23 protein-coding genes are annotated in these 24,996 nt (G+C 54.8%); 7 read left to right on the forward strand and 16 right to left on the reverse strand.

The genetic code is table 11. The features are described 5' to 3' along the window. Positions 1 to 100: 100 nt before the first annotated feature. The gene (locus tag HV127_RS24115) at positions 101 to 994 is read right to left on the reverse strand and encodes a LysR family transcriptional regulator (RefSeq protein ID WP_182239324.1); all 894 of its coding nucleotides are present in this window, start codon (positions 992 to 994) and stop codon (positions 101 to 103) included. A gap of 107 nt (positions 995 to 1,101) precedes the next feature. Here HV127_RS24115 and HV127_RS24120 point away from each other — a divergent pair, with 107 nt between their 5' ends. Next, the gene (locus HV127_RS24120) at positions 1,102 to 1,698 is read left to right on the forward strand and encodes a cysteine dioxygenase (protein ID WP_182239326.1); all 597 of its coding nucleotides are present in this window, start codon (positions 1,102 to 1,104) and stop codon (positions 1,696 to 1,698) included. Position 1,699: 1 nt separating this feature from the next. Beyond that, positions 1,700 to 3,280: a rhodanese homology domain-containing protein gene (locus tag HV127_RS24125; protein WP_182239328.1), complete on the forward strand. Its 1,581-nt coding sequence runs from the start codon at positions 1,700 to 1,702 to the stop codon at positions 3,278 to 3,280. 132 nt (positions 3,281 to 3,412) lie between these two features. Here the strand turns inward: HV127_RS24125 and HV127_RS24130 are convergent, their stop codons facing one another. The 6 genes from HV127_RS24130 to HV127_RS24155 all read right to left on the reverse strand — a co-directional run bounded on the left by HV127_RS24130 (position 3,413) and on the right by HV127_RS24155 (position 10,455). Beyond that, positions 3,413 to 4,816, reverse strand: coding sequence for a DUF1996 domain-containing protein (locus tag HV127_RS24130; RefSeq protein WP_182239330.1), 1,404 nt, complete (start codon positions 4,814 to 4,816; stop codon positions 3,413 to 3,415). A 63-nt stretch (positions 4,817 to 4,879) separates the two neighbouring features. After that, positions 4,880 to 5,635 (reverse strand): polyphenol oxidase family protein, encoded by a 756-nt coding sequence (locus HV127_RS24135; protein ID WP_182239332.1) that lies wholly within the window; start codon positions 5,633 to 5,635, stop codon positions 4,880 to 4,882. 130 nt (positions 5,636 to 5,765) lie between these two features. Beyond that, complete coding sequence (locus HV127_RS24140; protein ID WP_182239334.1) at positions 5,766 to 6,455, reverse strand: 4-carboxy-4-hydroxy-2-oxoadipate aldolase/oxaloacetate decarboxylase; 690 nt, start codon at positions 6,453 to 6,455, stop codon at positions 5,766 to 5,768. Between the two features lie 60 nt (positions 6,456 to 6,515). After that, a complete protein-coding gene (locus tag HV127_RS24145; protein WP_182239336.1) occupies positions 6,516 to 7,889 on the reverse strand; it encodes a PTS transporter subunit EIIC in 1,374 nt (457 codons plus the stop codon). Positions 7,890 to 7,900: 11 nt separating this feature from the next. Then, positions 7,901 to 9,334 (reverse strand): glycoside hydrolase family 1 protein, encoded by a 1,434-nt coding sequence (locus tag HV127_RS24150; RefSeq protein WP_275944525.1) that lies wholly within the window; start codon positions 9,332 to 9,334, stop codon positions 7,901 to 7,903. A gap of 50 nt (positions 9,335 to 9,384) precedes the next feature. Beyond that, complete coding sequence (locus HV127_RS24155; protein WP_182239338.1) at positions 9,385 to 10,455, reverse strand: porin; 1,071 nt, start codon at positions 10,453 to 10,455, stop codon at positions 9,385 to 9,387. 157 nt (positions 10,456 to 10,612) lie between these two features. Here HV127_RS24155 and HV127_RS24160 point away from each other — a divergent pair, with 157 nt between their 5' ends. Then, complete coding sequence (locus HV127_RS24160) at positions 10,613 to 11,530, forward strand: LysR family transcriptional regulator (protein WP_182239340.1); 918 nt, start codon at positions 10,613 to 10,615, stop codon at positions 11,528 to 11,530. Positions 11,531 to 11,567: 37 nt separating this feature from the next. Here the strand turns inward: HV127_RS24160 and HV127_RS24165 are convergent, their stop codons facing one another. The 8 genes from HV127_RS24165 to HV127_RS24200 form a co-directional block, all read right to left on the reverse strand. Further along, positions 11,568 to 12,548 (reverse strand): IS5-like element IS5 family transposase, encoded by a 981-nt coding sequence (locus tag HV127_RS24165; protein ID WP_042934497.1) that lies wholly within the window; start codon positions 12,546 to 12,548, stop codon positions 11,568 to 11,570. A gap of 276 nt (positions 12,549 to 12,824) precedes the next feature. After that, positions 12,825 to 14,021 carry a 3-(3-hydroxy-phenyl)propionate transporter MhpT gene (gene mhpT, locus HV127_RS24170; protein ID WP_182239342.1) on the reverse strand — a complete coding sequence of 399 codons (1,197 nt, stop codon included), beginning with the start codon at positions 14,019 to 14,021 and terminating at the stop codon, positions 12,825 to 12,827. Between the two features lie 74 nt (positions 14,022 to 14,095). Then, complete coding sequence (mhpE, locus tag HV127_RS24175) at positions 14,096 to 15,112, reverse strand: 4-hydroxy-2-oxovalerate aldolase (RefSeq protein ID WP_182239344.1); 1,017 nt, start codon at positions 15,110 to 15,112, stop codon at positions 14,096 to 14,098. Then, the gene (mhpF, locus tag HV127_RS24180) at positions 15,109 to 16,059 is read right to left on the reverse strand and encodes an acetaldehyde dehydrogenase (RefSeq protein ID WP_182239346.1); all 951 of its coding nucleotides are present in this window, start codon (positions 16,057 to 16,059) and stop codon (positions 15,109 to 15,111) included. The genes mhpE and mhpF overlap by 4 nt, the downstream gene beginning before the upstream one ends. Beyond that, positions 16,052 to 16,858, reverse strand: coding sequence for a 2-keto-4-pentenoate hydratase (gene mhpD, locus HV127_RS24185; RefSeq protein ID WP_182239348.1), 807 nt, complete (start codon positions 16,856 to 16,858; stop codon positions 16,052 to 16,054). Before mhpD ends, mhpF begins: the two co-directional genes overlap by 8 nt. Positions 16,859 to 16,867: 9 nt before the next feature. Continuing rightward, on the reverse strand, positions 16,868 to 17,734 hold the full coding sequence (gene mhpC, locus HV127_RS24190) for a 2-hydroxy-6-oxonona-2,4-dienedioate hydrolase (RefSeq protein WP_182239350.1): 867 nt from the start codon (positions 17,732 to 17,734) through the stop codon (positions 16,868 to 16,870). Positions 17,735 to 17,750: 16 nt separating this feature from the next. Next, a complete protein-coding gene (gene mhpB / locus HV127_RS24195; protein WP_182239352.1) occupies positions 17,751 to 18,695 on the reverse strand; it encodes a 2,3-dihydroxyphenylpropionate/2,3-dihydroxicinnamic acid 1,2-dioxygenase in 945 nt (314 codons plus the stop codon). 1 nt (position 18,696) lies between these two features. Continuing rightward, positions 18,697 to 20,361, reverse strand: coding sequence for a bifunctional 3-(3-hydroxy-phenyl)propionate/3-hydroxycinnamic acid hydroxylase (locus tag HV127_RS24200; RefSeq protein ID WP_182239354.1), 1,665 nt, complete (start codon positions 20,359 to 20,361; stop codon positions 18,697 to 18,699). A 192-nt stretch (positions 20,362 to 20,553) separates the two neighbouring features. Here HV127_RS24200 and HV127_RS24205 point away from each other — a divergent pair, with 192 nt between their 5' ends. From HV127_RS24205 to HV127_RS24220, 4 genes are all read left to right on the forward strand, one after another. Beyond that, positions 20,554 to 21,360 carry a DNA-binding transcriptional regulator gene (locus tag HV127_RS24205; RefSeq protein WP_182239356.1) on the forward strand — a complete coding sequence of 269 codons (807 nt, stop codon included), beginning with the start codon at positions 20,554 to 20,556 and terminating at the stop codon, positions 21,358 to 21,360. A 98-nt stretch (positions 21,361 to 21,458) separates the two neighbouring features. Next, entirely contained in the window at positions 21,459 to 22,520 is a 1,062-nt protein-coding gene (locus tag HV127_RS24210; protein WP_182239358.1) for an ABC transporter substrate-binding protein, read from the forward strand. Then, complete coding sequence (locus tag HV127_RS24215; protein ID WP_182239360.1) at positions 22,510 to 23,514, forward strand: iron ABC transporter permease; 1,005 nt, start codon at positions 22,510 to 22,512, stop codon at positions 23,512 to 23,514. The genes HV127_RS24210 and HV127_RS24215 overlap by 11 nt, the downstream gene beginning before the upstream one ends. Then, on the forward strand, positions 23,514 to 24,263 hold the full coding sequence (locus tag HV127_RS24220) for an ABC transporter ATP-binding protein (protein WP_182239362.1): 750 nt from the start codon (positions 23,514 to 23,516) through the stop codon (positions 24,261 to 24,263). The genes HV127_RS24215 and HV127_RS24220 overlap by 1 nt, the downstream gene beginning before the upstream one ends. On the opposite strand, the gene HV127_RS24225 is transcribed toward HV127_RS24220, so the two are convergent. After that, positions 24,247 to 24,990 carry a substrate-binding domain-containing protein gene (locus tag HV127_RS24225; RefSeq protein WP_228727496.1) on the reverse strand — a complete coding sequence of 248 codons (744 nt, stop codon included), beginning with the start codon at positions 24,988 to 24,990 and terminating at the stop codon, positions 24,247 to 24,249. The two genes, HV127_RS24220 and HV127_RS24225, sit on opposite strands and share 17 nt — an antisense overlap. Positions 24,991 to 24,996 lie beyond the last annotated feature (6 nt).

Consider the following 24,996-nt stretch of genomic DNA (forward strand, 5'->3'; position numbering starts at 1 on the left):
CGCGTTTTCATTACCCTATACACAGGCTCTTAATGAACAAAATGCATTTTTATCATATCTTAATATGCGATATAAGCATTTAAAAAATTATATATATCTTTCATGCAGATACATTAAGTTGCTGAACGACCTTAGCGGCAAAAAAAGTCAGCGGCTGGCTCAGGTTAGCCAGATTTTGCGCATTAACCAACCACAGATGTACCTCGGGCTGAAAATCCTCAAGCGTCAGCACCGTCACTTCATCGCGCCACGGGCTGGCGGCCAGCGCGGCGCGTGGCACCAGGCCCAGTCCCAACCCCTGAGCCACCAGGCTTATTTGTAACTGGGCACCGGCGGTTTCCACATTCAGCGCTAAACGTAGCCCTTGCGATTGCAGCTCACGGATCAGCCCCGCCCGCAGGCCGCAGCCGTCGGGATTCAGCACCCAGCCTTTCTCCGCGCAGTCCCGCAGCGCTCCGGCGTGCAAACGCCAGCTTTTCGCCGCAATCACCACGATATCCAGCGGGCAAAGCAGCCGCCCGCTGTAGCCCTCAGCAAAGCTCAGTTGCTCAGGCCCCATCGCCAGCACCCCATCCAGTTCGACGCTCTCCAGCCGCCTTTGCAACAGCCCGCTCCAGCCGCAGGTGACCTGTGGTTGCAGGGCGGGAAACTGCTGGCGCAGCGCGGCCAGCGCCGGTTGCAGCGCAATTTCCGCCACGCTTTGCGGCACCCCGAGACGCAGGATGCCGTGCGGCTCAGCCTCAGGGTCGAGCAGGCCATACAGTTTTTTAGTTTCCCGCTTGATGCTCAGACATTGCTCGTAAACCCGGTGCCCGGCGGCGGTCAGGGTAAGCGGTCGGGTCTGGCGCTCCAGCAGCGTCACGTTCAGGGTTTGCTCCAGACGCTGGAGGCGGCGGGTAATCGCCGATTGGGTAATACCAAGATATTCTGCGGCCTGATTCAGGGAGGAAAACTGCACGGTGGCCAGCAGAGCGTCAATGTCGTCGATGCGCATAGCGTCCTTAATGTTAATTTTGCATATTAATATATGCGGAAATTGCATTTTAATTATATTAACGCCTTTGCTAGCGTAAAGACCAGTCCCGACAACAGGAAGCGACCATGACCGCACCGCGAGTGGAAAAATTACGCCAGTTTATTCAAGACGTTGATGCCCTGCATCGCGATTTTACCGATGAACCCGCCCTGCTGGATGCCGTAGCCCGTCGTCTGGCGAAGCTGGTGAAAAAAGATGACTGGCTGCCGGAAGAGTACACGCTGCCGCATCCCCACCACTATCAGCAGTATCTGCTGCACGCCGACTCCGGGCAGCGTTTTTCCATTGTGAGTTTCGTCTGGGGGCCGGGGCAATCGACGCCGATTCACGATCACCGGGTGTGGGGAGCCATCGGTATGCTGCGCGGCGCGGAGGAGAATCAGCGCTACCGCCTGGACCTGCACGGTCAGCCGGTGGCCAGCGGCCTTGCCGAGCGCCTCTCACCCGGCGAGGTGGAAAAGGTCTCTTCCCGCGACGGCGACATTCACCGGGTAAGCAATGCGCTGACGGACAGTGTCTCTATCAGCATTCACGTCTACGGCGGCAATATCGGCGGCGTCAGGCGCGCAGTTTATACCGAGGAAGGCCTCGTTAAACCGTTTGTTTCCGGCTACTCCAATCGCCACTTACCCAATATCTGGGATCTCTCTAAGGATAATTAATATGCCTGATTACTCTTATCGCCCGGCGGCACAGTTGCGCCAGGCGCTGCTTGACGGCGCGGAGCTGGCGCTGATCGACCTTCGCGAAGAGGCGGAGTTCGCCCGCAATCATCCGCTGTTTGCCGCTAACCTGCCGCTGAGCAAGCTGGAGCTGGACATTTTCCGTCGCGTACCGCGCCTGACGACGCCGATTATCGTGTATGACAACGGCGAAGGCCTGGCGGAACTGGCCGTTGAGCGTCTGCATAGCTGGGGATATCAGGATGTTAGCCTGCTGGAGGGCGGTCTACAGGGCTGGCAGCGCAGCGGCGGAGAGCTGTTTCAGGATGTCAATTCACCGAGCAAAGCCTTCGGCGAACTGGTGGAAAGCAAGCGGCATACGCCCTCGCTGAGCGCCGAAGAAGTGAAAGACCTAATCAACGGTCAGCAGGAGGTGGTTATCGTCGACGCGCGCCGCTTCGATGAGTATCAAACTATGAATATTCCCGGCAGCATCAGCGTGCCCGGCGCAGAGCTGGCGCGGCGTATTGAGGGGCTGCTCCCTTCGCCGCAGACCACGGTTATCGTCAACTGCGCGGGACGCACCCGGAGCATTATCGGTACGCAGTCGTTACGTAACGCCGGTTTGCCCAATCCGGTCTACGCGCTGCGTAACGGCACCATCGGCTGGACCTTAGCCGGGCTTGAACTCGAACACGGTCAGCAGCGGCGCTACGATACAGATTTTCACGCCTCAGCCGAACGCGTGGCGCAGGTGAAACAGCTAGCCGAGCGCGCGGGTGTGATTTTTATCGATAGTGACACCGTTAAGCGCTGGCAGCGGCAGCCCGAACGTACCACGTATCTATTCGATGTACGCAGCCCGGAAGAGTACGCGGCGGGCCATCTGCCGCAGAGCGTGAGTGCTCCCGGCGGGCAACTGGTGCAGGAAACCGATCATTTCGCCAGCGTGCGCGGGGCGCGGATTGTACTCATTGCCGATGATGAGATTCGCGCACCGATAACCGCCTCCTGGCTGGCGCAGATGGGCTGGGAGGTTGCAGTATTAAACGATGTGCGGCGGGATGATTTTAACGAGCGCGGAACCCCAGCCATCAGCGTCCCTCCGGGACCGCAGGTGGAGGAGATTTCGCCGCAGCAGCTGGCGGAACAGCTACGGGAGCCAGGTACCGTGGTGCTGGATTTTACCACCAGCGCCAACTATGTCGCCCGACATATTCCCAGCGCGTACTGGCTGGTGCGTTCACAGCTGCGCCAGGCGCTGGAGACAATCCCCTCAGCTGAACGTTACGTTGTCACCTGCGGCAGCAGCCTGCTGGCAAGATACGCGGTGCCGGAAGTGGCGGCATTAACCGGTAAACCGGTACAGCTATTGAGCGGCGGAACGCTGGCATGGATTAGCGCCGGGCTCGAGCTGGAGCATGGTGAGACGCATCTGGCGACGCCGCGTAGCGATCGCTATCGCCGCCCGTATGAAGGAACCGATAACTCCCCTGCGGCAATGCAGTCCTACCTCGACTGGGAGTTCGGCCTGGTTGAACAGCTGGCACGCGATGGCACGCACGGGTTTAAGGTATTGTAAGTCGCGAATAAACACTTCCCCGGAGGCGGTGCTGCGCACCTGTCCGGGCTACAAAACCGCACGAGTCCGTAGCCCGGGCAAGGCGCTTCTTTTCCGCGCCGCCCCCGGGAATGCCTCGGTGCTCGCTCGTTATCAGATCTCCGGCGTGGTTTTAAAACCGGTCAGCATCAGCATTGGCTCCTGCTGCGCGAAAGCCGGGTCGAAATGGTAGCTGTTGCCCTGACGGTCGCCGCCAATATACCAGGAGATCTCGGTTTTTCCTTCCGCCAGCGCCTTACGCACCGCTTTATCAACGTTCACCATCCGGTATTCTCGCGATGAATTGAGATATAACGAGGCATCAGAGCTGTAGTTGCAGGACGGACGATGGTTCCAGGTCACGCTATCTGCGCTCCAGTCGTTGCTCGCCGGATAGAAGAAGATCTGATCCGCACCGTTGGTTTCCACTTTACCGCCGTAAATCCGCACCTGATATTTAAACAGTGAGGCGTCCTGACCCTGCGGCAGCGGCGGGATCTGGAATTTCACCAGCGTCATGGTTTCCGGATTATGCGTGCGACCACCGTTCTTCCAGTTATCGCTCACCACCAGATTTTCTGGCGCAGCATGCGTAGCGGTCGGTTCAGTGCTGTCTACCAGCGCGTTCTCTTCCACCGTCGTGAAACCATAAGGTACCGCGCTCCCGCAATCGATCCCCTTATTCATGCAGCGCTCGGTCATATAGTGCGCCCCTTCCACCGTCCAGCCGTTCATAAAATCAGCATGGGCGGAGTAAATGCTGCCCCAATGTTCTTCACGTACATCACCGTTCATTACCGGGTCCATCGACAGTTCAACTTTCGCCGTGTCGAGGGATTTGATCTGCGGCAAGACGTAGGCAATGTTCATATTCACCGTCGGCATTTTGACCGGATAAGCGGTCGGACAGGCGCCATTTACATCGTACGCCGCATTGCTGTGCCCATGGGTTGGTTTCAGGTTGACGCCATCCCAGCAGTTAGGGAACTGAATACCGATATTAAACTGTACCGCATCGCCGCCCTTACGCAGCCCGCAAACCTCTCCGGCTTTGTTGCTGTAGCCTTTGCCGTTAGCGCACAGAAAAGTGATGCGCGAACTGGGTGCCGAACCATGATGATCGCCCGCCAGCAGTTCGAGGCCCGCCGGGAACGGATGCAGCGGATGTTGTTCCACTTTGGTGGTCTGGTAATAGGTTTTCTGGTAGGCCGGGGTGACGATTTGGCCATCCGGTAGCTTCATCGACGGTGCCCAGTAGGCAGAGCTGTCGGCTTTGTTATCGCAGGTGGTTTCCGGCTGGTCGCGCAGCGTCTGGTAAGTAGACACCGCATCGGTATGGGTGTTGCCGAAAAAGTCATGCCACATGGCCTGGTTCGGCTTACCGAACATCATAATGGCGTCATCGCCGAGCGTATGGTGATACGCACAGACCACGTGAGCCTGTGGGCCGGCATGAGCGGAAAAAGCGCTGGCGGCCAGCAGCGGGGCGAGACTTAAAGCGAACGAGTTCAATTTCATTTTGCAATCCTCCTTGTTTGAAGGAGTGCAGAGATAGCAAACGCCCGCCGATGTTACACATCATCAATCATCATTTCGTCTCATCAACTCATCATCGCCCGGCTCGCGCATGATCCAGGAATACTGGAACGACTTCTCTGCCGGCGTATGGGTGCGGCGGCGAAACGACCCCAACGACTGCGGCGTACAGTAAGTGCAGCTTCCCAGCCACTCCATATTTTCATCAGGCACGCCCGCATTGCTCAGCAGCAGTTCGGCAAAAGCCCGTAGGTCAAACCATAAATTATCGCTGCTGGTCGCTTTCGCCCGAGCCCCCTCAGACGAGGCCTGATGAGGCTGAAAAATACGTTCATGATGGCGTTTTGCCAGTTCGCCCGCAGGCATTGCCAGCAGCGCCTGATAAAAATCTGACGAAACTTCGTAGCAGCAGGGATGAATATGCGGCCCGCTCACCACCACCAGCTCTTCGGGAGAAACCTGATAACGCCGAAACAACGCGAGGCTATTTTCGATGATCCCGCTGGCCGCGCCGCGCCAACCTGCGTGGACGCTACAGATATAGCGCCCGTCTCGCGAAGCCATCAGCAGCGGCAGGCAATCGGCGGTCACCACCCCCATCTTCTGCCCTTTGACGGCGGTAAACATCGCGTCGGCATGGGGTCGCTCCGCCTGCGGCGCCTGATAGTGATGTACAACGTTGCCGTGAACCAGCTTGACCGGTGCCATTTCGCCGTAGGGAAAGGCGGCAGTTTCATGAACATCGAGAAAGGCGTAGCGGATGCCGGGGATATCGCTCAATAAGCGGGATGTAAAAGACATGATGCCCGAAAGAATCAATGGATGATGATTTAACGTATGCCAAAGTGGGTGGATGCGCAAGGGACCGGCGAGCTATGATGAACAGGTTCGCCCGGAATAATGACCAGTCCCTCCGGCATACCGGGATCGGCTAGAATTCGCTGTCCGGCTCTTCCCGGCAATGCAGCATATCCAAAACTTGCTGATATCCATAAATATCGAATACCGACTCTCCCTCACGAATTCGTTGCATAACAAGAGCCTCTTTTTCTCGTCTTTCTTTCGATGCAGCTAATACCTCTGTAGCCTCATCACTAGGAATAACCACCACGCCATCGTCATCACCAACAATGACATCTCCGGGGTTAATAATCACACCGCCAACGGTAATTGGATAGTTAATAAACCCGAGAGTGGCTTTAGAGGTGCCCTCTACGCAAATACCCGCGGAAAAAACCGGCAGCGCGAGTTTTTTTATAGCCGCGCTATCTCTTATCGTACAGGAAAAAACCAGGCCCGCGATATTCTTAACGACACATTCAACCGCCAGAACTTCGCCAAAAGGACCTGAATTGAGCAAATCCCCCATATCGATAACAATAACATCATTCTCTGTTGCCATACTGATAGCTTTAATTAGCATCAAGTTGTCAGCGGGATGGCATTTAACCGTAATAGCTCGCCCACACAGTTTAAGTCCTTCTTTAATCGGGCGAATTGTACCAGACATTGCCCCCCGCTGCCCCATTGCCTCATGAACTGTTGCAACATCTTCTTTTTCCAACTGGTCAATAATAGACTGCGCCACAATAGGTCTACGATACACAATATTAACTTTCATATTATTTATACCCTATGCAACGCCCATGATTCGTCATGGGCGTTCTGGTGAAATTATTTATTAAACTTCGACTACATCATCAAAACCAACAATATATGTCACTACAAACGAGACGATTATTGCCGTACATATACCAGAAACAATGGCGAAAATAGTCTGCTGGAAAATAGGTATCGATAATAAGTTTGAGTATCCCATGACAAATGCTTTAGCACCCAATAGACCAGCAACCAACCCTCCGCAAAAACCACCGGCCATGACTCCGTAGAGCGGTCGTTTAAGACGTAAATTTATACCATAGATTGCGGGTTCAGTAACGCCAGCCAAAATACAGCCAACTCCGGAGCTGAATGCCTGCGAGCGTAAAGTCTTATTTTTAGTGCGTACAGCAACGCCAAGGCAGGCTCCACCCTCAGCCATATTATGTACAATCAATGCAGGTTTAAAGAGGCTGTCGCTTCCTGTCGACGCAAGACTTTGAATAATAATCGGGCTAAATAAATGATGAATCCCAGCCATAATAATAAATGGCATAAAACCTGCCAAAAGAGCTATTGACAACCCACCAAGCGTACCTTGTAAAAACATCAAAAATTCAATGATATATTTACCTATATAGGTACCAATAGGCCCTAAGATAATAAACCCCAACCCTCCCGCAATGATGACTGTAAACATCCCGACAAACACTGCTTTAAAAATCCCAGGGACTATTTTATTTAATACAAATTCAAGTTTAGCGGCAGTGAATGCAATCATCAGCGCCGGCAAAAAAGAACTCGCATAGCTATCAAGTAATACTGGCACCCCCCAAAGTGTAACTGGACTCCCCAGTGCCACAACCTTAATAAAACCGGGGTGAATTAATGATACTGAGGCAATCATCGAATAAATAGGCGTACTGCCTAACTTCATTGCCGCGCCATAAGCAATATAGACGGGCATAAAATAAAAAGCACTCTGTGAAATAAACACTAACAGTGTATAGCTCGACGAGTCTTTAAATTGTGGAAAAATCAATGTCACAATTAACAGAAGAACCAACGTCATCCCACCAGCAATAAACCCGGGTACTGCCGGAGTCACTGAACTTGCGACAAAACCAATCAGGTTATTAACCACTGAAAATAATCGATTATTTTTTGTTTTCTCATTATGTGTTTTTTCTTGTTTCTGCGCAGAATCATCACTATGAAATGATTTCTCCACTTCAGTATAAACCGGGATAAGATTTTTCCCCAGAATAATCTGTAATTGCCCCGACGCATCCACTGCGCCCAGGACACCTGAAACTTTTCTTATACCTTCCAGATCAACGAGACCTTTATCATTTATAACAAAACGAAGCCTGGTCATGCAATGGGTAACGGATGTTATATTAACTCTTCCGCCAGCCAGTGTTAGTATCTCATGGGCAGTTAATGTAGGGTTCATCGGTTAAATCCTCAGAGCTCAGCGCCGTTCGTCATAATTATATTTTGATGCCAAGCGAAAGAATCTTTCTTAATTCGCTGTAATGTGCCATGTCCTTCATTATCCTTATCTACATAAATAAAACCATAGCGCTTCTTCATTTCACCAGTGCCTGCGCTGACGATGTCGATGGGCCCCCACCAGGTATACCCCATCACATTAACCCCATCGCGAATCGCTTCTTTAAGCGCCATCAGATGCTGGCGCAGATAATCGACGCGATAGGCGTCATGAATTTTTCCATCCTCAACCACATCAACCGCGCCAAGGCCGTTTTCTACCGGGAAGAGCGGTTTCTGATAACGGTCCCACAACTCATTAAGCGTATAACGGAAACCCACCGAGTCTATCTGCCATCCCCAGGCAGTCGTCTCCAGATAAGGATTTGGTGTACCGATATCGCCACCCGTATCGCCAAAAAATGGCTGGCCCGCCTCATGGGTTGTTGTCTTATAGTAACTGAACGCCAAAAAATCATTGGTATAGTTTTTAATCAATGCTAAATCTTCATCCGTTATTATAAGTTTGCAGTTATGCTCATTCCACAGACGATAGATGTAGGCTGGATAATATCCACGAAGCATAACATCTGAATAAAATAGCGAACGACGGCGTAGCTCCTGAGTCTCCAGTACGGCGATTGGATCACAGTTATTCGGATATACATTGCTGGAACCAAGCATACAACCTATCTGGGCATCAGGTATGATTTCACGGCACAGTTTAATAGCTTTAGCGTTTGCCACAAACATATGGTGATTCGCCTGAAAAACGACCTCTTGTTTATTCAACTCTTCATGATTAAAAATAATTCCTGCGACATAATCAGGATTGCGTCGCATATTGTTTATTTCATTAAATGTAATCCAATACTTAACTTTATGCTTATAGCGTGTAAATACAACCTCGCAATAACGCGCATAAAAATCAATAAGTTTTCTGTTACGCCAACTACCATATTTTTCCACTAATCCCATTGGGGTTTCATAGTGCGATAAGGTAATGAGTGGCTTAATACCATTTTTTAACAACTCATCAAATAAATCATCATAAAACTTCAGACCAGCCTCATTCGGCGTTGCTTCATCGCCTTGTGGAAAGATACGCGTCCAGTTTATTGATGTTCTGAATATTTTCAACCCAAGTTCTTTGAATAGTTGTATATCTTCTTTATATCGGTTATAAAAATCAATGCCATCGCGAAGGGCATAATATTTATCTGATTGTGGATGACCAACAAAATGATGATGAATACCATTTGGAAAACAACTGGCCAAATCTAAACCTTTCCCATCAGACAGCCATGCACCTTCGCACTGATTTGCCGCTACCGCTCCGCCCCAAAGAAAGTCTTCAGGAAATGAATTGTTATAGCCTATTGGTGTAGAACCTACAATCTTGGTCAACGTAATTACCTTCAAATATTAGTTAAAAAACCACAGCAACCTACAAGCAACTAGAAAGCGTATGTAAATCCCAAAGCCAAAATATCGGCAGTGTTAATTCCTGTTTTACGCGTAAAATCATTTTCATCAAGTAGGTTGAGCCTGTAATCAACGATGGCAGAAACGTTTTTTGTAAAATAATAGAAAGCGCCTAAACTAACGTATTCATTTATATTTTCACTACCGTACCCGCTGATATCATTGGCCTTAGATCTTAAATATGCAATGGAAGGTCTGAATCCATTATCAAACTGATACTGAAGCACAGCTTCCATATTTTGTGTTTCGTTTGAAATATACTTGCCGAAAGTCGTCATATTGTATGTTTGAGAGTAAACCATAGCAGCATAAACATGACCGTTATCATATTTAATCCCAGTCCCCCATGCTTCAGCCCTATCGCCTTTAGCATTAAGCGGTTCGCTGCTCTCTTTTTGCGCCGTCGTCCGCGCGGATGTCGCATAGGTAAAACCGGTAGAAATATCACCATAGCTATAAGTTAGTGCAGCCCCAACACCATCGCCGTTTTGTTTTCTAATTTCATCACGATTGGCTTCATTTTTCCCCTGGTATTGCAGCGTTAGGTTCAGCCCATCGATATAATTAAAGAAATCGGTATTTCGCCATGTTAATAGCCCTGTCGTTCTTTTTGCCATAAATACATCATTCTGAGTCCAGGTATCGGAACCAAACTCAGGTAACATATCAGTCCAGGCGCCAATATCATACAGTACACCCAGATTTCGCCCATAGTCCAACGAACCAAAACGTTGACTCCTTAATCCGGCAAAAGCATATCGAGTTTTATCGCCTTGATTACTGCCCTCTGGGTTATTACCTTTTAATTCCCGTTCCCACCACGAATACCCGACAAGCTCATCAGATATCGTGGTTTCGGCTTTTACTCCGATTCGGACATAGGTTTTATCACCATTCTGACCTTCATTATCGCTGGAGTACCAGCGTGGTGATATTTTTCCATACAGATCCAGTTTATTTCCATCTTTGTTATAAATAACCGCAGCATCTGCGACAGAGAAAACCAAAAGCAGAGGGACAGCAAGATATGATGCTTTATTCATTGAAGCATTCCTTGTTATAAAAAATATTTTCTTTTTATCTACATACTTTTAACTGTAAGTATTAGCCTGCATTTGCATTCTATTTAATCAATAATATTGTATAAAATGATATTTATAGATATCATATATCAAAATTATTGATATTTAAGAATGCCAAATGAAACTTGAGCTGGTTGAAACCTTCCTTACGGTGGCAGAATGCCGCAGTATTTCACTCGCCGCGCAGAAGTTGTACCTCGGCCAAAGCACCATCAGTCACCGGCTGCAGCTACTCGAAACGGAGCTCGGGGGGCGTTTATTCCACCGCCAAAGAGGGATAAAAAACCTTTATCTGACCGCCTTTGGCGAATCATTCCTACCTGTTGCTCATCGTTGGCTTTCACTTTGGCGAGACACGCAACTCCTGAAGAGCAGCAGGAGTTACACTGCGCTCACGATCGGTGGGGCTGACATTATTAACAACTACACATTTGTTCCTTTGTACCAACAATATATCGAAAAAAATCCCGATATCCGGTTAGATATCAGAACCCATCACTCCAGTGAGTTGTATAGCTTACTTGAAAGTAGAACCATTGATATCGGCTATGCATTTGGCATCAAACGCTTTCCGGATGTCGTCGCAACGCCCATGTACAGTGAGGAGATGTTTTTACTTTGCCATACAGATAGCAACTATCATGATGAAATGACGTCAGAGGAGCTATCCCCGGCAAAAGAAATATTCATCAGATGGGGGAGTGATTTTGAAATGTGGCACCATCGGTTTTGGGCCAATCAGAGACCATTGTTGCGGGTTAACACCGGGTCGATGCTTCAGCACTATCTCGATAAGCCCGGGTACTGGAGTATTGTACCAATGAGCTGTATTCGTTTATTGCAGAACAACCAGAACCTTGCCTGGTATTCTCTCAAGAATCCGCCGCCACCGTTTATCTGCTATCAGTTAACGCACCGTTACCCTAAGGAAGGTGCGAATAAGCGGGGAAATTCTTCTCGGCTGACTCAGTCATTTCATTTCTTCATGTTTGAGCCGATTTTTTCTCCCGTAAATGCCTTGAATCAGCCTATTTAGACCGTTTCTTCGCCATTTAAGGCGTTATCCCCAGTTTTTAGTGAGATCTCTCCCACTGACGTATCATTTGGTCCGCCCGAAACAGGTTGGCCAGCGTGAATAACATCGCCAGTTGGTTATCGTTTTTCAGCAACCCCTTGTATCTGGCTTTCACGAAGCCGAACTGTCGCTTGATGATGCGAAATGGGTGCTCCACCTTGGCCCGGATGCTGGCTTTCATGTATTCGATGTTGATGGCCGTTTTGTTCTTGCGTGGATGCTGTTTCAAGGTTCTTACCTTGCCGGGGCGCTCGGCGATCAGCCAGTCCACATCCACCTCGGCCAGCTCCTCGCGCTGTGGCGCCCCTTGGTAGCCGGCATCGGCTGAGACAAATTGCTCCTCTCCATGCAGCAGATTACCCAGCTGATTGAGGTCATGCTCGTTGGCCGCGGTGGTGACTAGGCTGTGGGTCAGGCCACTCTTGGCATCGACACCAATGTGGGCCTTCATGCCAAAGTGCCACTGATTGCCTTTCTTGGTCTGATGCATCTCCGGATCGCGTTGCTGCTCTTTGTTCTTGGTCGAGCTGGGTGCCTCAATGATGGTGGCATCGACCAAGGTGCCTTGAGTCATCATGACGCCTGCTTCGGCCAGCCAGCGATTGATGGTCTTGAACAATTGGCGGGCCAGTTGATGCTGCTCCAGCAGGTGGCGGAAATTCATGATGGTGGTGCGGTCAGGCAAGGCGCTATCCAGGGATAACCGGGCAAACCGACGCATGGAGGCGATTTCGTACAGAGCATCTTCCATCGCGCCATCGCTCAGGTTGTACCAATGCTGCATGCAGTGAATGCGTAGCATGGTTTCCAGCGGATAAGGTCGCCGGCCATTACCAGCCTTGGGGTAAAACGGCTCGATGACTTCCACCATGTTTTGCCATGGCAGAATCTGCTCCATACGGGACAAGAAAATCTCTTTTCTGGTCTGACGGCGCTTACTGCTGAATTCACTGTCGGCGAAGGTAAGTTGATGACTCATGATGAACCCTGTTCCATGGCTCCAGATGACAAACATGATCTCATATCAGGGACTTGTTCGCACCTTCCCTAAGCCCGACTCGCTGGAAACGATTAACACATTTGCCAACAACGCAATAGCGTTTATTCAGAAGACGTTAACCGATTCTGTTAAACCATTATTTCAGCCCGTTTGATGCCACACTCAATTTCACGGTGTTGGATGTCATAACACATTCAATGACACCATGAATAAAAAGATCCCAGGTCAGGTACGATTTCCCTCCCTGGGAATTCCTCAGGCCAGCGCCGCGCGCTTTTGTCGGCTCATCAGCCAGAACACCGCCGCACCCGCCAGCAGAATACCGGGAGCAGAGGCCGCCATCACGCCGAGGGTACCGGTGCCCAGCGCGAGCATTTTTCCCGCCAGCAGCGGGCCGCTCATTGCCCCTAAACGCCCTATCGCCACCGCAGTCCCTACGCCGGTCGCGCGGATTTCGGTGCGATAAAACAGCGGCGCCAGGGCATACAGCACACTCTGCCCGCCTGTGGCGAACAGTCCGGCAACAAATCCCGAGAATAGCATCGCGCCAAGAGACGATGCGGTGCCCAGCGCCAGCAGCGACGCCAGCATGCCGGTGTAAATCAGCAGCGACATCCACAGCGGGCTGAGCTTATCCATCAGCGCCCCCAGCAGCAGCGTGCCGCTGGCGGCACCGAACTGGAGAACAAACATCACGCCCGCCGCCTCGCTGGCGCTGAAACCCTGACCGACTAACAGCATCGGCAGCCAGTTAATCAGCATATACACCACCAGCAGCGTGAAGAAATAACACAGCCACAGCAGCAACGTGGCGGCGGCGTTACCCGGCGCGAGCAGCGTACGCAACGGCACGCCTTCCACGCTGCGCCGAAAGACCGGCGATTCCGGCAGCCAGCGCATCAGTAATGGCACCAGCAGCAGCGGAACGACACCGCCCACCCAGAATACCGTTTGCCAGGCCGAAGCGAGGCCGAAAAAACCCAGCGCCGCCGCCAGCGCTGCGCCAATCGGCACGCCGCAGTACATCAGGCTCACCGCCCTGCCGCGAAAGCGCGGACCGGCGGCCTCGGAAGTTAAAGCAATCAGATTGGGTAGGGCCGCGCCCAGCCCAACACCGGTCAACAGCCGGGCCAGCAGCAGCGTCGGGTAATTCCACGCCAGAGCGGTGGCGATGGAGAACAGGCCAAAGAGCAGAACCGAGCCCAGCAGAATACGCTTGCGCCCATAACGATCCGCCAGAATGCCGCCCACCAGCGCGCCGGGCAGCAGGCCGAGGATCCCGGCGCTAAAAATCCAGCCCATCTGCATTTTATCCAGCGCGAACGCTTGCGCCATGCCGCCGGCGGCAATGCCCGCCGCCTGCAGATCCAGCCCTTCCATCAGGGCCACCATAAAACAGAGCCCGACGGTTAACATCAGGCGTGAATTGCTTGCAGTCGTGGTTTGGGTCATAGGGTACCTTTGCGATATCCGGATAATCGGAGCAGGTGAATGGCGGCTGATACGTTGCCAGCCACGCATTTCTTCTATTTGTTACGATTAAGCAGGTCCAGCGCGACGTCGACGATCATATCTTCCTGACCGCCTACCATCCGCCGCTTGCCGAGTTCGACGAGAATATCCACCGCGCTCAGGCCGTAGCGCGCCGCCGCCACTTCGCTATGGCGCAGGAAGCTCGAGTACACCCCGGCATAGCCCAGCGCCAGCGTTTCGCGGTCAACGCGCACCGGACGGTCCTGTAGCGGGCGCACCAGCTCATCGGCGGCGTTCATTAAGGCGTAGAGATCGGTACCGTGGTTCCAGCCGAGTTTGTCGGCCGCGGCGATAAACACCTCCAGCGGCGCGTTGCCCGCTCCGGCCCCCATTCCCGCGAGGCTGGCATCGATGCGGTCGCAACCTTCTTCCACCGCGGCGATGGAGTTGGCAACGCCGAGGCTCAGGTTATGGTGCGCGTGCATCCCGGTAGCAGTTTCCGGTTTCAGCACCGCCTTCAGGGCGCGAAAACGATCGCGAATGTCGTTCATATTCATCGCCCCGCCGGAATCGACCACGTAGATACAGGTCGCGCCGTAGGATTCCATCTTCAGCGCCTGCTGTGCCAACTGCTCCGGAGTGGTCATATGGCTCATCATCAGGAAACCAACGGTGTCCATGCCCAGCTCGCGAGCGAAGGCGATATGCTGTGCCGAGACATCCGCTTCGGTGCAGTGAGTGGCTACGCGCACCACCCGCGCCCCGGCCTGATACGCGTTTTTCAGGTCGTGCAGGGTGCCGATACCGGGTAGCAGCAAAGTGGCAATTTTCGCCTGGCTGACCGACTCCGCCGCCGCTTCAATCCACTCGAGGTCGCTGTACGCGCCGAATCCGTAGTTAAAGCTGGAGCCTTGCAGGCCGTCGCCGTGCGCCACTTCTATTGAATCGACCCCCGCGCTATCCAGCGCCCGGGCAATCTGGCGGACATTATCCAGTGAATACTGATGGCGAATAGCATGCATCCCGTCGCGCAGGGTCACGTCTGAGATATAGAGTTTTTTACCGTTCATACGACTTCTCCCGCTGCGCCGTTCATTGCCTGGGCCATTTTCTCCGCCGTTGCCAGCGCCGCCGAGGTCATAATATCGAGGTTACCCGCGTAGGCTGGCAGGTAGTGCGCTGCCCCTTCGACTTCGAGATAAACCGATGTTTTCAGGCCGGAGAAGCGGCCAACGCCCGGCAGGTTCACCGGCTTATCTTCCGGGATCACTTCAAACTGCACCTGCTGTTTCAGGCGGTAGCCCGGCACATAGGCCTGCACCGCCGCCGCCATCGCCTCGATTGAGGCGGCGATCTCCTGCTGCGACGCCATTTCGCTTAACACATAAACGGTGTCGCGCATCATCAGCGGCGGCTCCGCCGGGTTCAGCACGATAATCGCTTTGCCCTTCGCCGCGCCGCCGACTTTTTCAATGGCCTGTGAGGTGGTTTCGGTAAATTCATCAATATTGGCTCGCGTCCCCGGACCGGCGGATTTGCTGGCAATAGAGGCAATGATTTCCGCGTAGTGCACTTTCGCTACCCGTGAAACCGCCGCCACCATCGGGATGGTCGCCTGGCCGCCGCAGGTCACCATATTGACGTTGCCCTGTTGCAGATTGGCATCAAGGTTGACCACCGGTACGCAGTACGGACCGATAGCCGCCGGGGTCAGGTCGATAACGCGAATTCCCGGTTTGGCTTCGCGCAGCGCGGCGTCGTTTTTCACGTGCGCCCCGGCGCTGGTGGCGTCGAAAACAAAATCAATGTCGGCAAATTCCGCCATCTGCATCAGACCGCCGACACCTTTATGGGTGGTGGCGACGCCCATGCGCCGGGCGCGGGCCAGGCCGTCGGATTCCGGGTCGATGCCAACCATCACCGCCATCTCCAGATGCTGCCCGTGGCGCAGAATTTTAATCATCAAATCGGTACCGATATTGCCGGAGCCGATAATCGCGACTTTACGTTTACGCATGACTGCCTTCCTCTCCGGCGACAAAACTAGCCGCCACTGAACCTAAACCCTCAATATGGGCTTCAAAACGATCGCCGGCGTTAATCGCCACCATCGGCCCCAGCGCACCCGTCAGCACGATATCGCCCGCCCGCAGCGGCTCGCCAAGGCTGGCCATTTTGCGCGCCAGCCATACCGCCGCGTTCAGTGGATGACCGAGGCACTCGCTACCGCGTCCGCTGGAGACTTCCTCCTGATTGCGGGTCATGCGCATGGTGCAGTTTTTCAGATCCAGCCCCTCCGGTTGGCGCGCCGGGCTGCCGATCACGTAGACGCCGCAGGAAGCGTTGTCAGCTACCGTATCAACGAAACCAATCGACCAGTCGCGAATGCGGCTGCCGACCACTTCCAGCGCGGGCAGCACCCAGTCGATAGCGGCGTACAGCTCATCAAAGGTGGTGTCGGCATGCGGCAGATCGTGTTTAAGTACGAGAGCGATTTCGGCCTCCACTTTCGGCTGCAAAACACGGGAGAACGGCACATTGGCGTTATCGCCGTAGCACATGTCGGCAAACAGGGTGCCGAAGTCCGGCTGGTCAACGCCCAGTTGTTGTTGCACTTTGGGATGGGTCAGTCCGACCTTACGCCCCACTACCCGGCGCCCCATGACGACGTGGTGCTGGACGTTGAGCCGCTGAATGGCGTAGGCGGCTTCGGCGTTGTCGACGCCGAGAATATCGCGCAGCGGTTCAATGGCCTGCCCTTGGGTTTCGGCCTCTCGCAGCCGCTGCGCCAGTTGTTCAAGAGATAACGTGGTCATGATGATTCCTTAGGTCCGCGCCAGAAAATCGAGCACCAGTTGGTTGAAGCTCTCCGCGTGTTCCCACTGCGCCCAGTGGCCGCAGTCACGATAGATGTGCAGTTCAGAGTCGTTAATGCCTGCCAGCAGACGCAGCCCGGCGTCCATCGGTACAAAGCGGTCGTTACGCCCCCAAACGATCAAGGTCCGGGCGCTGATTTCGCCAAGGCGCGGGCTGAAGTCCGGGAACTGCTTCGGATTGGCCTCCAGGCTTTTGACAAAGTTGTCCAGATGATCCTGCCGCGACAGCATATTGTTGAGGCGCGCTTCAAACAGCGCTTCGGTCAGATCGCGGGTATCGAAAACAAAGATATTCATCATCTTTTTCAGGTTTTCGATGGTCGGTTCGCGGTACAGGCCGTTAAGCAGCTTGATCCCTTCCGTCGGCATCGGCGTAAACAGGCTCATGCCGCCGGTTCCGCCGCCCATCAGCACCAGTTTGCCAACGCGTTCCGGCCAGCTCAGGGTAAAGGCCACCGCGCTGTGACCGCCCATGGAGTTGCCCAGCAGATGCACTTTGCTGATATCCAGTTGGTCAACGACGCTTTTCAGCACCCGAGCGTTGAGATCAGAACGGGAACCACCGTTGATGATAGAGTCGCTTTTCCCCCAGCCGGGGCAGTCCAGCAGAATCACCCGGTAGCCCGCCTCGACCAGCGGATCGATATTGCGGCTGAAGTTAGCCCAGCCGGTAGCGCCGGGGCCGGAGCCGTGCAGCAGGACCACGGTTTCATCGCCCTGACCGCAGTCGTTAAAGTGAATGCGTAAGGTTTTTCCGTCCTCTTCAACGTTGAGGAAACGACTGGTAGCGGCTTCGGTTTGTGGTTGATAGCTCATATGTTCTCCCTTTTATTCAGTTCTGCGTGGCGGCACTCAGCGAGCCAAATCCGGCAATCCACTCGGGGATGGGTCGGTAATAGCGGCCTTCGCTGCGCCAGTTGCCAAAAGCGGATAGCGCAGCAAAGGCGGCTACCCAAGTTTTAATTTCGTGCGTCGATTTACCCGCCATCGCCGACAGCTCTTCGTTACTCACGGCGTCCAGCTCCGCCAGCCGCCCCTGCTCCAGCAGGCTCATAAAGCGGTTGTCCCAAATAGGATTGAGCGGATAAAGCGAATTCTGGTCATCAATAAACTGCTTCGCTGCGCTGATCACCCGCTGCTGGCGCAGTTCACGCTCGTCCGGCGGCAGCTGTTTGCCGCTGCCCAGCAGCCGGTCACGCATATGCGCATCAGCCTTCGCCAGCTCCGGGACCGGCGGCTGGTGCGAAAGCCCGCCGGAACCGAGGATAAGTACGCGTTTATTGAGAGTGGTGAGAAAGCGGCCGATGGCTTCGCCCAGCATCCGGGTGCGCTGAAACCCCGGTAGCGGCGTCGCCACGCCGTTGATAAACACCGGCAGAACCGGCAGCTTATCCAGCCCGCCGAGCAGAAACTCCAGCGGTTGCGCAAAGCCATGATCCACCTGCATACAGTAAGAGACCGCCAGGTCGATACCGTCTTTCATCACCGCGTGAGCGCAGGCCTCTGCCAGCGCCGTCGGCACAGGTAGCTCGCCGCTGGCGCTAGCGAAATCGCCAATAGAGGTTGCGCCAATGCCTAAGCAGAACGGCGGCATCACGTCGTAGAAAAAGCCGTTGTAGTGATCGGGGGCAAACAGCACCACCAGTTCCGGGTCGAAGGCGGCAATTCGCGCCCTGGCGTCAGCAATCACGCCGTTGACCTCGTCCAGCACCGCCTGCTCCGGGTCAACATAGCCCACCAGCGGGGTATGCGAGAGACAGTGAAGATAAGCATTCATATCAGGCCACCTGTTCAATCGTTGTTGCGGGTTGCGCGGATGCCAGCTGCATTTTGCTCGCCAGCGCATCAAGCTTATTGCCCAGGGTTTGCGGTATCGCCACGGTGGCGACGAAGCGGTCCGGACGCACAACGGCGATGGCGGTATCGTGCTGCGCAAACCAGCTTTTCAGCCGGTTTTGCGTGTCGCCGAGGCGAATGACGCCGGGCACGTTGTCCTGGTCGCAATGAATCTGTACCTCCGGCACCACCTGGATAAAACGCACTCCGGCGGCGCGCCAGCGGGAAATCTGCTTATCGCTCAGCCCCCATTGCGGGTTACAGCCCCAGCCGATGATGGCGAAGTTCGCGCCAATCACCTCATCCAGCAGCGTGACGTCACCGTTTTCAAGCGTGACCTTCGGCTGGATAAACATCTTGCCGACCGGGGAATTTTTGCCTTCGCCTTCCGCCAGCAGCGCGCCATCTTGATACTGCGGCATCGGCTTGAAGCGCATTTCGAGGAAGTAGCGTTTGACCGGCGGCAGGTAGTTGAGCAGCCAGGTAACGCCATCGCGTACCGCACCATGCCAGCGTTTCGGCGGCGCCAGGACGTTACCGGCGGTGACCGACAGGTCGATCATCGCTTTCGCGTGGTCCCGGCGCTCCTGCTGGTAACTATCGAGCAGCGACTCTCCGGCCTGGCCGTTCACCACCAGCGCCAGCTTCCACGCCAGATTGAAGGCATCGCGCATTCCGCTGTTGTAACCCTGTCCCTGCCAGACCGGCATGATGTGCGCGGCGTCGCCCGCCAGCAGTATGCGATCCACGCGAAAGCGTTCGGCGATGCGCGCGTTATGGGTATAGACGCGCTGGCGGATCAACTCGACGTTATCGGGGTCCGGCAGCACCTTGCTCAGCAGCTTGCGCATATTGTCCGGCTCGCTCAACTGGGCCTCGGTTTCACCTGGCATCACCATAAATTCAAAACGGCGTACCCCGTGCGGCAGCGCGGCGGAGACGTACGGGCGCACCGGGTCGCAGCACAGATAGACATGCGGAGTGGCAAGCGGGTCGTTAGCGATATCGATAACAATCCACTGATTCGGCGCGGTTTTCCCTTCAAAGGGAATATTCAGCGCGCGGCGAATAATGCTGGCACCGCCGTCGCAGGCTACCAGCCAGTCGGCGCGTACGGTTTCGTGCTCACCATTGCTGCCGTGTAGGTTTAACGTGACACCGTCACTATCCTGACTGAAGGCTTCAACTTCGCGGGAAAACAAGCAGCGCACGTGGGGGAAGCGGCTCAGGCCGTCATACATCACCCCATCCACCTGCGGCTGAATAAAAGCGTTACGCCGCGACCAGCCAAACTCGTCGGTCATCGGCTGAATATCGGCGAAGCAGCGCCCTTTCGGAGTCAGAAAGCGCATGGCGTGCCACGGCGTGGTGTGCGGCAGTACGTTGTCCACCAGTCCGACGGCCTGCATCGCCCGCAGCGCCTCATCGTCGATACCAATGGCGCGGGGGTAATCGATCAGTGAATCCAGCTTCTCAATCAGCAGCACGCTGACGCCCATTTGCCCCAGGTAGTTGGCGATCATCAGACCAACAGGGCCAGCACCGGCAATCGCCACCTGGGCGGTATGCTGCACGACCGGTTGGATATCAGGATTAGATGTTGTCATTTCAAAACCTCACGCTTCGGTCAAATTGCCGCTATCGGGAAAACATCAACAACGCGGTAATTTGTTAATTAAATGTGAATATATTTTTATAGTGAGGTCAGTATAGAGTTGCTAAATTGCGCTACAATCAAAACATCATTAGATGTGCACCAGGTGCACATGATTGTTTAAAATGATTTTTATCGAGGCGATATGAGCGAAAATTCGTCAGCGGATTACAAGACGGTACGCGGATTAAGCCGCGGGTTATTGTTATTAAATTTGTTAAATAAATTCGACGGAGGCGCGACGGTCGGCACCCTGGCTGAGTTTAGCGGCCTGCATCGCACCACCGTCAGACGACTACTGGAAACGTTACAAGATGAGGGATATGTTCGCCGCAGCCGCTCGGATGACAGCTTTCGATTGACGATCAAAGTTCGGCAATTAAGTGAGGGATTTCGTGACGAGCATTGGATTTCTGCCCTCGCCACGCCGCTGCTTGGTGAGCTTTTGCGGGAGGTTTTATGGCCCACCGACATCACGACTCTTGATGTGGATGCCATGGTGGTACGCGAAACCACCCACCGCTTCAGCCGCCTCTCCTTCCATCGGGCGATGGTAGGCCGCCGCCTGCCGCTGCTGCTGACCGCCTCCGGATTAACCTGGCTGGCCTTCGCGCCGGAACACGAACGAAGCCCAATCATCGAGATGCTGGCCGCACGCCCGGAAGCGGAGTACCAGCTGGCGCGGGAGCCGGAAAAGCTGGCCGCCATTCTCGAACGCACCCGGCACAACGGTTATGGCGAAAACTTTCGCGGCTGGCAGCAGGAGGAGAAAATTGCCTCGATTGCGCTGCCCGTCCGCCGCCAGCAGCGGGTTGTCGGCTGCCTGAACCTGGTATATATGGCCCAGGCAATGACCATTGAACAGGCAGCACAAAAGTATCTCGCCTCGTTGCAAAAAGTGGTTAGCCAGCTCGAAGAACGCATGGCCGATGAAGAAGTTTTTTACGAATAACCCTGTCCTGAAGGGGTAAATGGCCTGCTAGCAATTGCGATCGGCGTCGCTATGTACTCTAATACATAGCGATTCCCTTTACGCAACTGAGCCATTCCATGTCAAAACAACCGCGTTTTTTATTGGCGCTGACGCTGCTAAGCGCCAGTCTGTTCGCCGGTCAGGCCTTTGCTGACCGCATCGTCACCGACCAGTTGGGCCGCGAGGTCACCCTCCCCGACCACGTCACCCGCGCCGTGGTGCTTCAGCACCAGACCTTAAACCTGCTGGTGCAGCTTAACGCTGCTGACGATATCGTCGGCGTGATGAGCAGTTGGAAAAAGCAGCTCGGCCCGCAGTTTGCCCGCTTCATGCCGGGCATTGAGAAACTGCCGATGCCGGGCGATCTGACTCAGGTCAATATCGAAAGCCTGCTGGCTCTGCATCCGCAGGTAGTGTTTGTCGCCAACTATGCGCCGCAGGCGATGATCCAGCAGATTCAAAACGCCGGGATCCCGGTGGTGGCCGTCTCGCTGCGCCAGGATGCCGCTGGTGAGAAAAACAAAATGAACCCGACGATGGCCGATGAAGAGCAGGCCTACAACGAGGGCCTGAAACAGGGCATCCGCCTGATTGGCGATGTGGTTGATCGCAAAACTCAGGCTGAAGACCTGATTAACTACACCTTTAGCGCACGGGAAAAAGCCAACGCGCCGGTTGCCGATATCCCGGAAAATCAGCGGGTACGGGTATATATGGCCAATCCGGATCTTAATACCTACGGTTCGGGTAAATATACCGGCCTGATGATGACGCACGCCGGGGCGCTGAACGTGGCTGCCGCCAGCGTGAAAGGCGCACGTCAGGTGTCGCTGGAGCAGGTGCTGCAGTGGAACCCGGAGGTGATTTTTGTCCAGGACCGCTACCCGGAGGTGGTCAAACAGATCCAGAACGACCCGCAGTGGCAAAGCATTGACGCGGTGAAGAACCACCGCGTGTGGCTGATGCCGGAATACGCCAAAGCCTGGGGCTACCCGATGCCGGAAGCGCTGGCTATTGGCGAACTGTGGATAGCGAAAAAGCTCTACCCGTCCCGCTATAACAACGTCGATGTTGATGCGAAAGCGCAGGATTACTATCAGCGTTTCTATCGCGTGAAGTGGACACCGGATGCTCAGTAATCGCCACCCGGCCCTGGTACAATGCACCCTCGCGCTGGTTACGCTGTTAATTGCCGTCGCTTCAATCTGTTTTGGTCAATACCCGTTAAGCCTGGCGGAAGTTTTCCGCCAGCTGGCGCATCTTTCGCCCGTTGACGGCGTGGCCGGACAGGTGGTCTGGTCGGTGAGGCTGCCAAGGATCGTGATGGCGCTGCTGGCCGGCGGCGCGCTGGGGCTGTGCGGAGCCACGTTGCAAGGCGTGTTCCAGAATCCGCTGGTGGATCCGCATATTATCGGCGTCACCTCCGGGTCGGCTTTTGGCGGTACGCTGGCGATTCTGCTGGGGCTCAATACCCTGCTGATGATGACCTCAACCTTTTTCTTCGGTCTTGCCGCGCTGATTCTGGTGTACCTGATTGCCGCGCTTCAGGGGCGGGAAAGCACGCTGGTGCTGATCCTCTCAGGGATTATTCTCAGCGGCTTTTTTGCCGCGCTGGTGAGCCTGATGCAGTACCTGGCCGATACCGAAGAAACGCTGCCAAACATTGTTTTCTGGCTGCTGGGTAGTTTTGCCACTGCCAACTGGCACAAAGTGCTGATGATGGCAATTCCTGTGGGCTGCGCGGCGGCGGTGCTCTTTAAGCTGCGCTGGCGGATTAATCTGCTGGCGCTGGAGGACAAAGACGCTCGCGGGCTGGGGGTTTCCGTTACCGCTCTGCGCCGTGGCGTGCTGGTGTGCTGCGCGGTGCTGGTGGCTTCCCAGGTGGCGGTGAGCGGCAGCATTGCGTGGGTCGGACTGGTTATTCCGCATCTGGCGCGGCTGCTGGTGGGGGCCGATCATCGGCGTTTACTGCCGACCGCCTTCTGGCTTGGCGGCGGTTTTATGATTGTCGTCGATGACCTTGCCCGCACGTTAACCCAGGCCGAGATCCCCATTGGTATTATTACCGCTCTGCTTGGCGCGCCGCTGTTCACTTATCTGCTAGTACATTCGCGGCGCAGAGGGGCATTCTGATGACGCTTTCCTTGCGTTTAACCGACCTGTTATATGGTCATAGCCAGCCGCTGTTTGCTCCATTGAGTTTACAGTGCCGTTCCGGCGATATCTGGGCGGTGCTCGGCGCAAACGGGCGCGGTAAAAGCACCCTGCTTGATACTCTGACCGGAGTACTGACGCCGCTCGGCGGTCAGTTTACCTGTGAGGGCGGTATCGGCATTGTGCCACAATCTTTTCGCCCGGCCTTTAGCTGGCAGGTGCGCGATGTAGTGCTGATGGGGCGAGCCCGCCACGTCAATCTGTTCGCTCAGCCGTCAGCGGAAGATGAGCGCCAGGTGCAGGAGGCGCTGATGCAGCTCGGCATCGCGTCGCTGGCCGGTAAGGTGTTTCGTTCGCTGTCCGGCGGCCAGCAGCAGCTGGTGCTGATCGCCAGGGCGCTGGTGGGAGCCAGCCAGAATATCCTGCTGGATGAGCCCTGCTCGGCGTTGGATCTGGCCAACCAGCAGGTGGTACTGCAATTAATCAGCGACCTCGCCCATCGCCAGCGGCGCACCGTGGTGTTTACCACTCACGACCCGACCCATGCTCTGCAGGTGGCAAGCCATACCTTGCTTCTGTTGCCGGATGGGCAATGGCTGGCAGGCGAATCCACCAACGTGCTGACGGAAGAGAACCTTCAGCGCGCCTATGGTTTGCCGGTGCGCAAAATCAATCATCCCGGATCGGCGGTTCCGCTGCTGGCCCCGCAGTTTACCATTCATCGTTGATAGCTAAAAAACCAGCGTTTTTCAGGAAGCGCTGGCCCTCCACGCCGAGGATAAAGCGGCACAGTTGCTGCGCTCCGGGGCTCTGTTCAATCTGCGCCAGCTGATAGTCGCAGCGAATATTCCACGACGGCGGTATGGCCAGGGTACGCAGGTCATCGCACGCCGTCATCTGCGTAGCGTAATGCGCATAGCCAATAAATAGATCGGTTAAATTTTCGCGAATCAGCCACGCTCCGGCGGTTTCACCGGCAGGTATGGTCAGAGAGTCTCGTCCCCCTACCAGTTGCTGCGCGCGAGCCATAATGGCGCCACCTACGCCGGGGCAACGTTGTTCAATCAGGGAAAAAAGCTGCCAAGTATAGTCACCCGACGGATCGCAGCCCGGTGTTGACGTCGCCAGGTGCAAGACCGGGTCGCTGAGAAGCGCCAGCCAGTCCCGCTCGTCGGTTTCCACGCTGCGCCTGGCGGTCAGCATAAGCTGATTACGGGCAAATAAGTGGCACTCTCCGGCCAGCCCGGCCTGACGCAGCGCCTGCGGATGTTGAGTGTTGGCGGAAGCGAAAACGGAGCAGGGTTCCCCGGCCTCAATGCGCTCGCGCAGCAGGCCTGCAGGTCCAAAATGAACATCGACCGGGATGCCGGTTTGCTGCTGAAAGCTTGCCAGCAGCGGGATAAAAGCCCTTTTCAGGCTTCCCGCCGCCAGCAGCGTTAAAGAGGTGGTAATCATAACAAT

Origin of the sequence: Klebsiella sp. RHBSTW-00215, assembly GCF_014103785.1 — a bacterium.
Classification (GTDB): domain Bacteria; phylum Pseudomonadota; class Gammaproteobacteria; order Enterobacterales; family Enterobacteriaceae; genus Klebsiella.

Coding starts and splice junctions, on each gene's coding strand:
- HV127_RS24115 (WP_182239324.1), bottom strand. CDS start 994: ATGCGCATCGACGACATTGACGCTCTGCTGGCCACCGTGCAGTTTTCC.
- HV127_RS24120 (WP_182239326.1), top strand. CDS start 1,102: ATGACCGCACCGCGAGTGGAAAAATTACGCCAGTTTATTCAAGACGTT.
- HV127_RS24125 (WP_182239328.1), top strand. CDS start 1,700: ATGCCTGATTACTCTTATCGCCCGGCGGCACAGTTGCGCCAGGCGCTG.
- HV127_RS24130 (WP_182239330.1), bottom strand. CDS start 4,816: ATGAAATTGAACTCGTTCGCTTTAAGTCTCGCCCCGCTGCTGGCCGCC.
- HV127_RS24135 (WP_182239332.1), bottom strand. CDS start 5,635: ATGTCTTTTACATCCCGCTTATTGAGCGATATCCCCGGCATCCGCTAC.
- HV127_RS24140 (WP_182239334.1), bottom strand. CDS start 6,455: ATGAAAGTTAATATTGTGTATCGTAGACCTATTGTGGCGCAGTCTATT.
- HV127_RS24145 (WP_182239336.1), bottom strand. CDS start 7,889: ATGAACCCTACATTAACTGCCCATGAGATACTAACACTGGCTGGCGGA.
- HV127_RS24155 (WP_182239338.1), bottom strand. CDS start 10,455: ATGAATAAAGCATCATATCTTGCTGTCCCTCTGCTTTTGGTTTTCTCT.
- HV127_RS24160 (WP_182239340.1), top strand. CDS start 10,613: ATGAAACTTGAGCTGGTTGAAACCTTCCTTACGGTGGCAGAATGCCGC.
- HV127_RS24165 (WP_042934497.1), bottom strand. CDS start 12,548: ATGAGTCATCAACTTACCTTCGCCGACAGTGAATTCAGCAGTAAGCGC.
- mhpT (WP_182239342.1), bottom strand. CDS start 14,021: ATGACCCAAACCACGACTGCAAGCAATTCACGCCTGATGTTAACCGTC.
- mhpE (WP_182239344.1), bottom strand. CDS start 15,112: ATGAACGGTAAAAAACTCTATATCTCAGACGTGACCCTGCGCGACGGG.
- mhpF (WP_182239346.1), bottom strand. CDS start 16,059: ATGCGTAAACGTAAAGTCGCGATTATCGGCTCCGGCAATATCGGTACC.
- mhpD (WP_182239348.1), bottom strand. CDS start 16,858: ATGACCACGTTATCTCTTGAACAACTGGCGCAGCGGCTGCGAGAGGCC.
- mhpC (WP_182239350.1), bottom strand. CDS start 17,734: ATGAGCTATCAACCACAAACCGAAGCCGCTACCAGTCGTTTCCTCAAC.
- mhpB (WP_182239352.1), bottom strand. CDS start 18,695: ATGAATGCTTATCTTCACTGTCTCTCGCATACCCCGCTGGTGGGCTAT.
- HV127_RS24200 (WP_182239354.1), bottom strand. CDS start 20,361: ATGACAACATCTAATCCTGATATCCAACCGGTCGTGCAGCATACCGCC.
- HV127_RS24205 (WP_182239356.1), top strand. CDS start 20,554: ATGAGCGAAAATTCGTCAGCGGATTACAAGACGGTACGCGGATTAAGC.
- HV127_RS24210 (WP_182239358.1), top strand. CDS start 21,459: ATGTCAAAACAACCGCGTTTTTTATTGGCGCTGACGCTGCTAAGCGCC.
- HV127_RS24215 (WP_182239360.1), top strand. CDS start 22,510: ATGCTCAGTAATCGCCACCCGGCCCTGGTACAATGCACCCTCGCGCTG.
- HV127_RS24220 (WP_182239362.1), top strand. CDS start 23,514: ATGACGCTTTCCTTGCGTTTAACCGACCTGTTATATGGTCATAGCCAG.
- HV127_RS24225 (WP_228727496.1), bottom strand. CDS start 24,990: ATGATTACCACCTCTTTAACGCTGCTGGCGGCGGGAAGCCTGAAAAGG.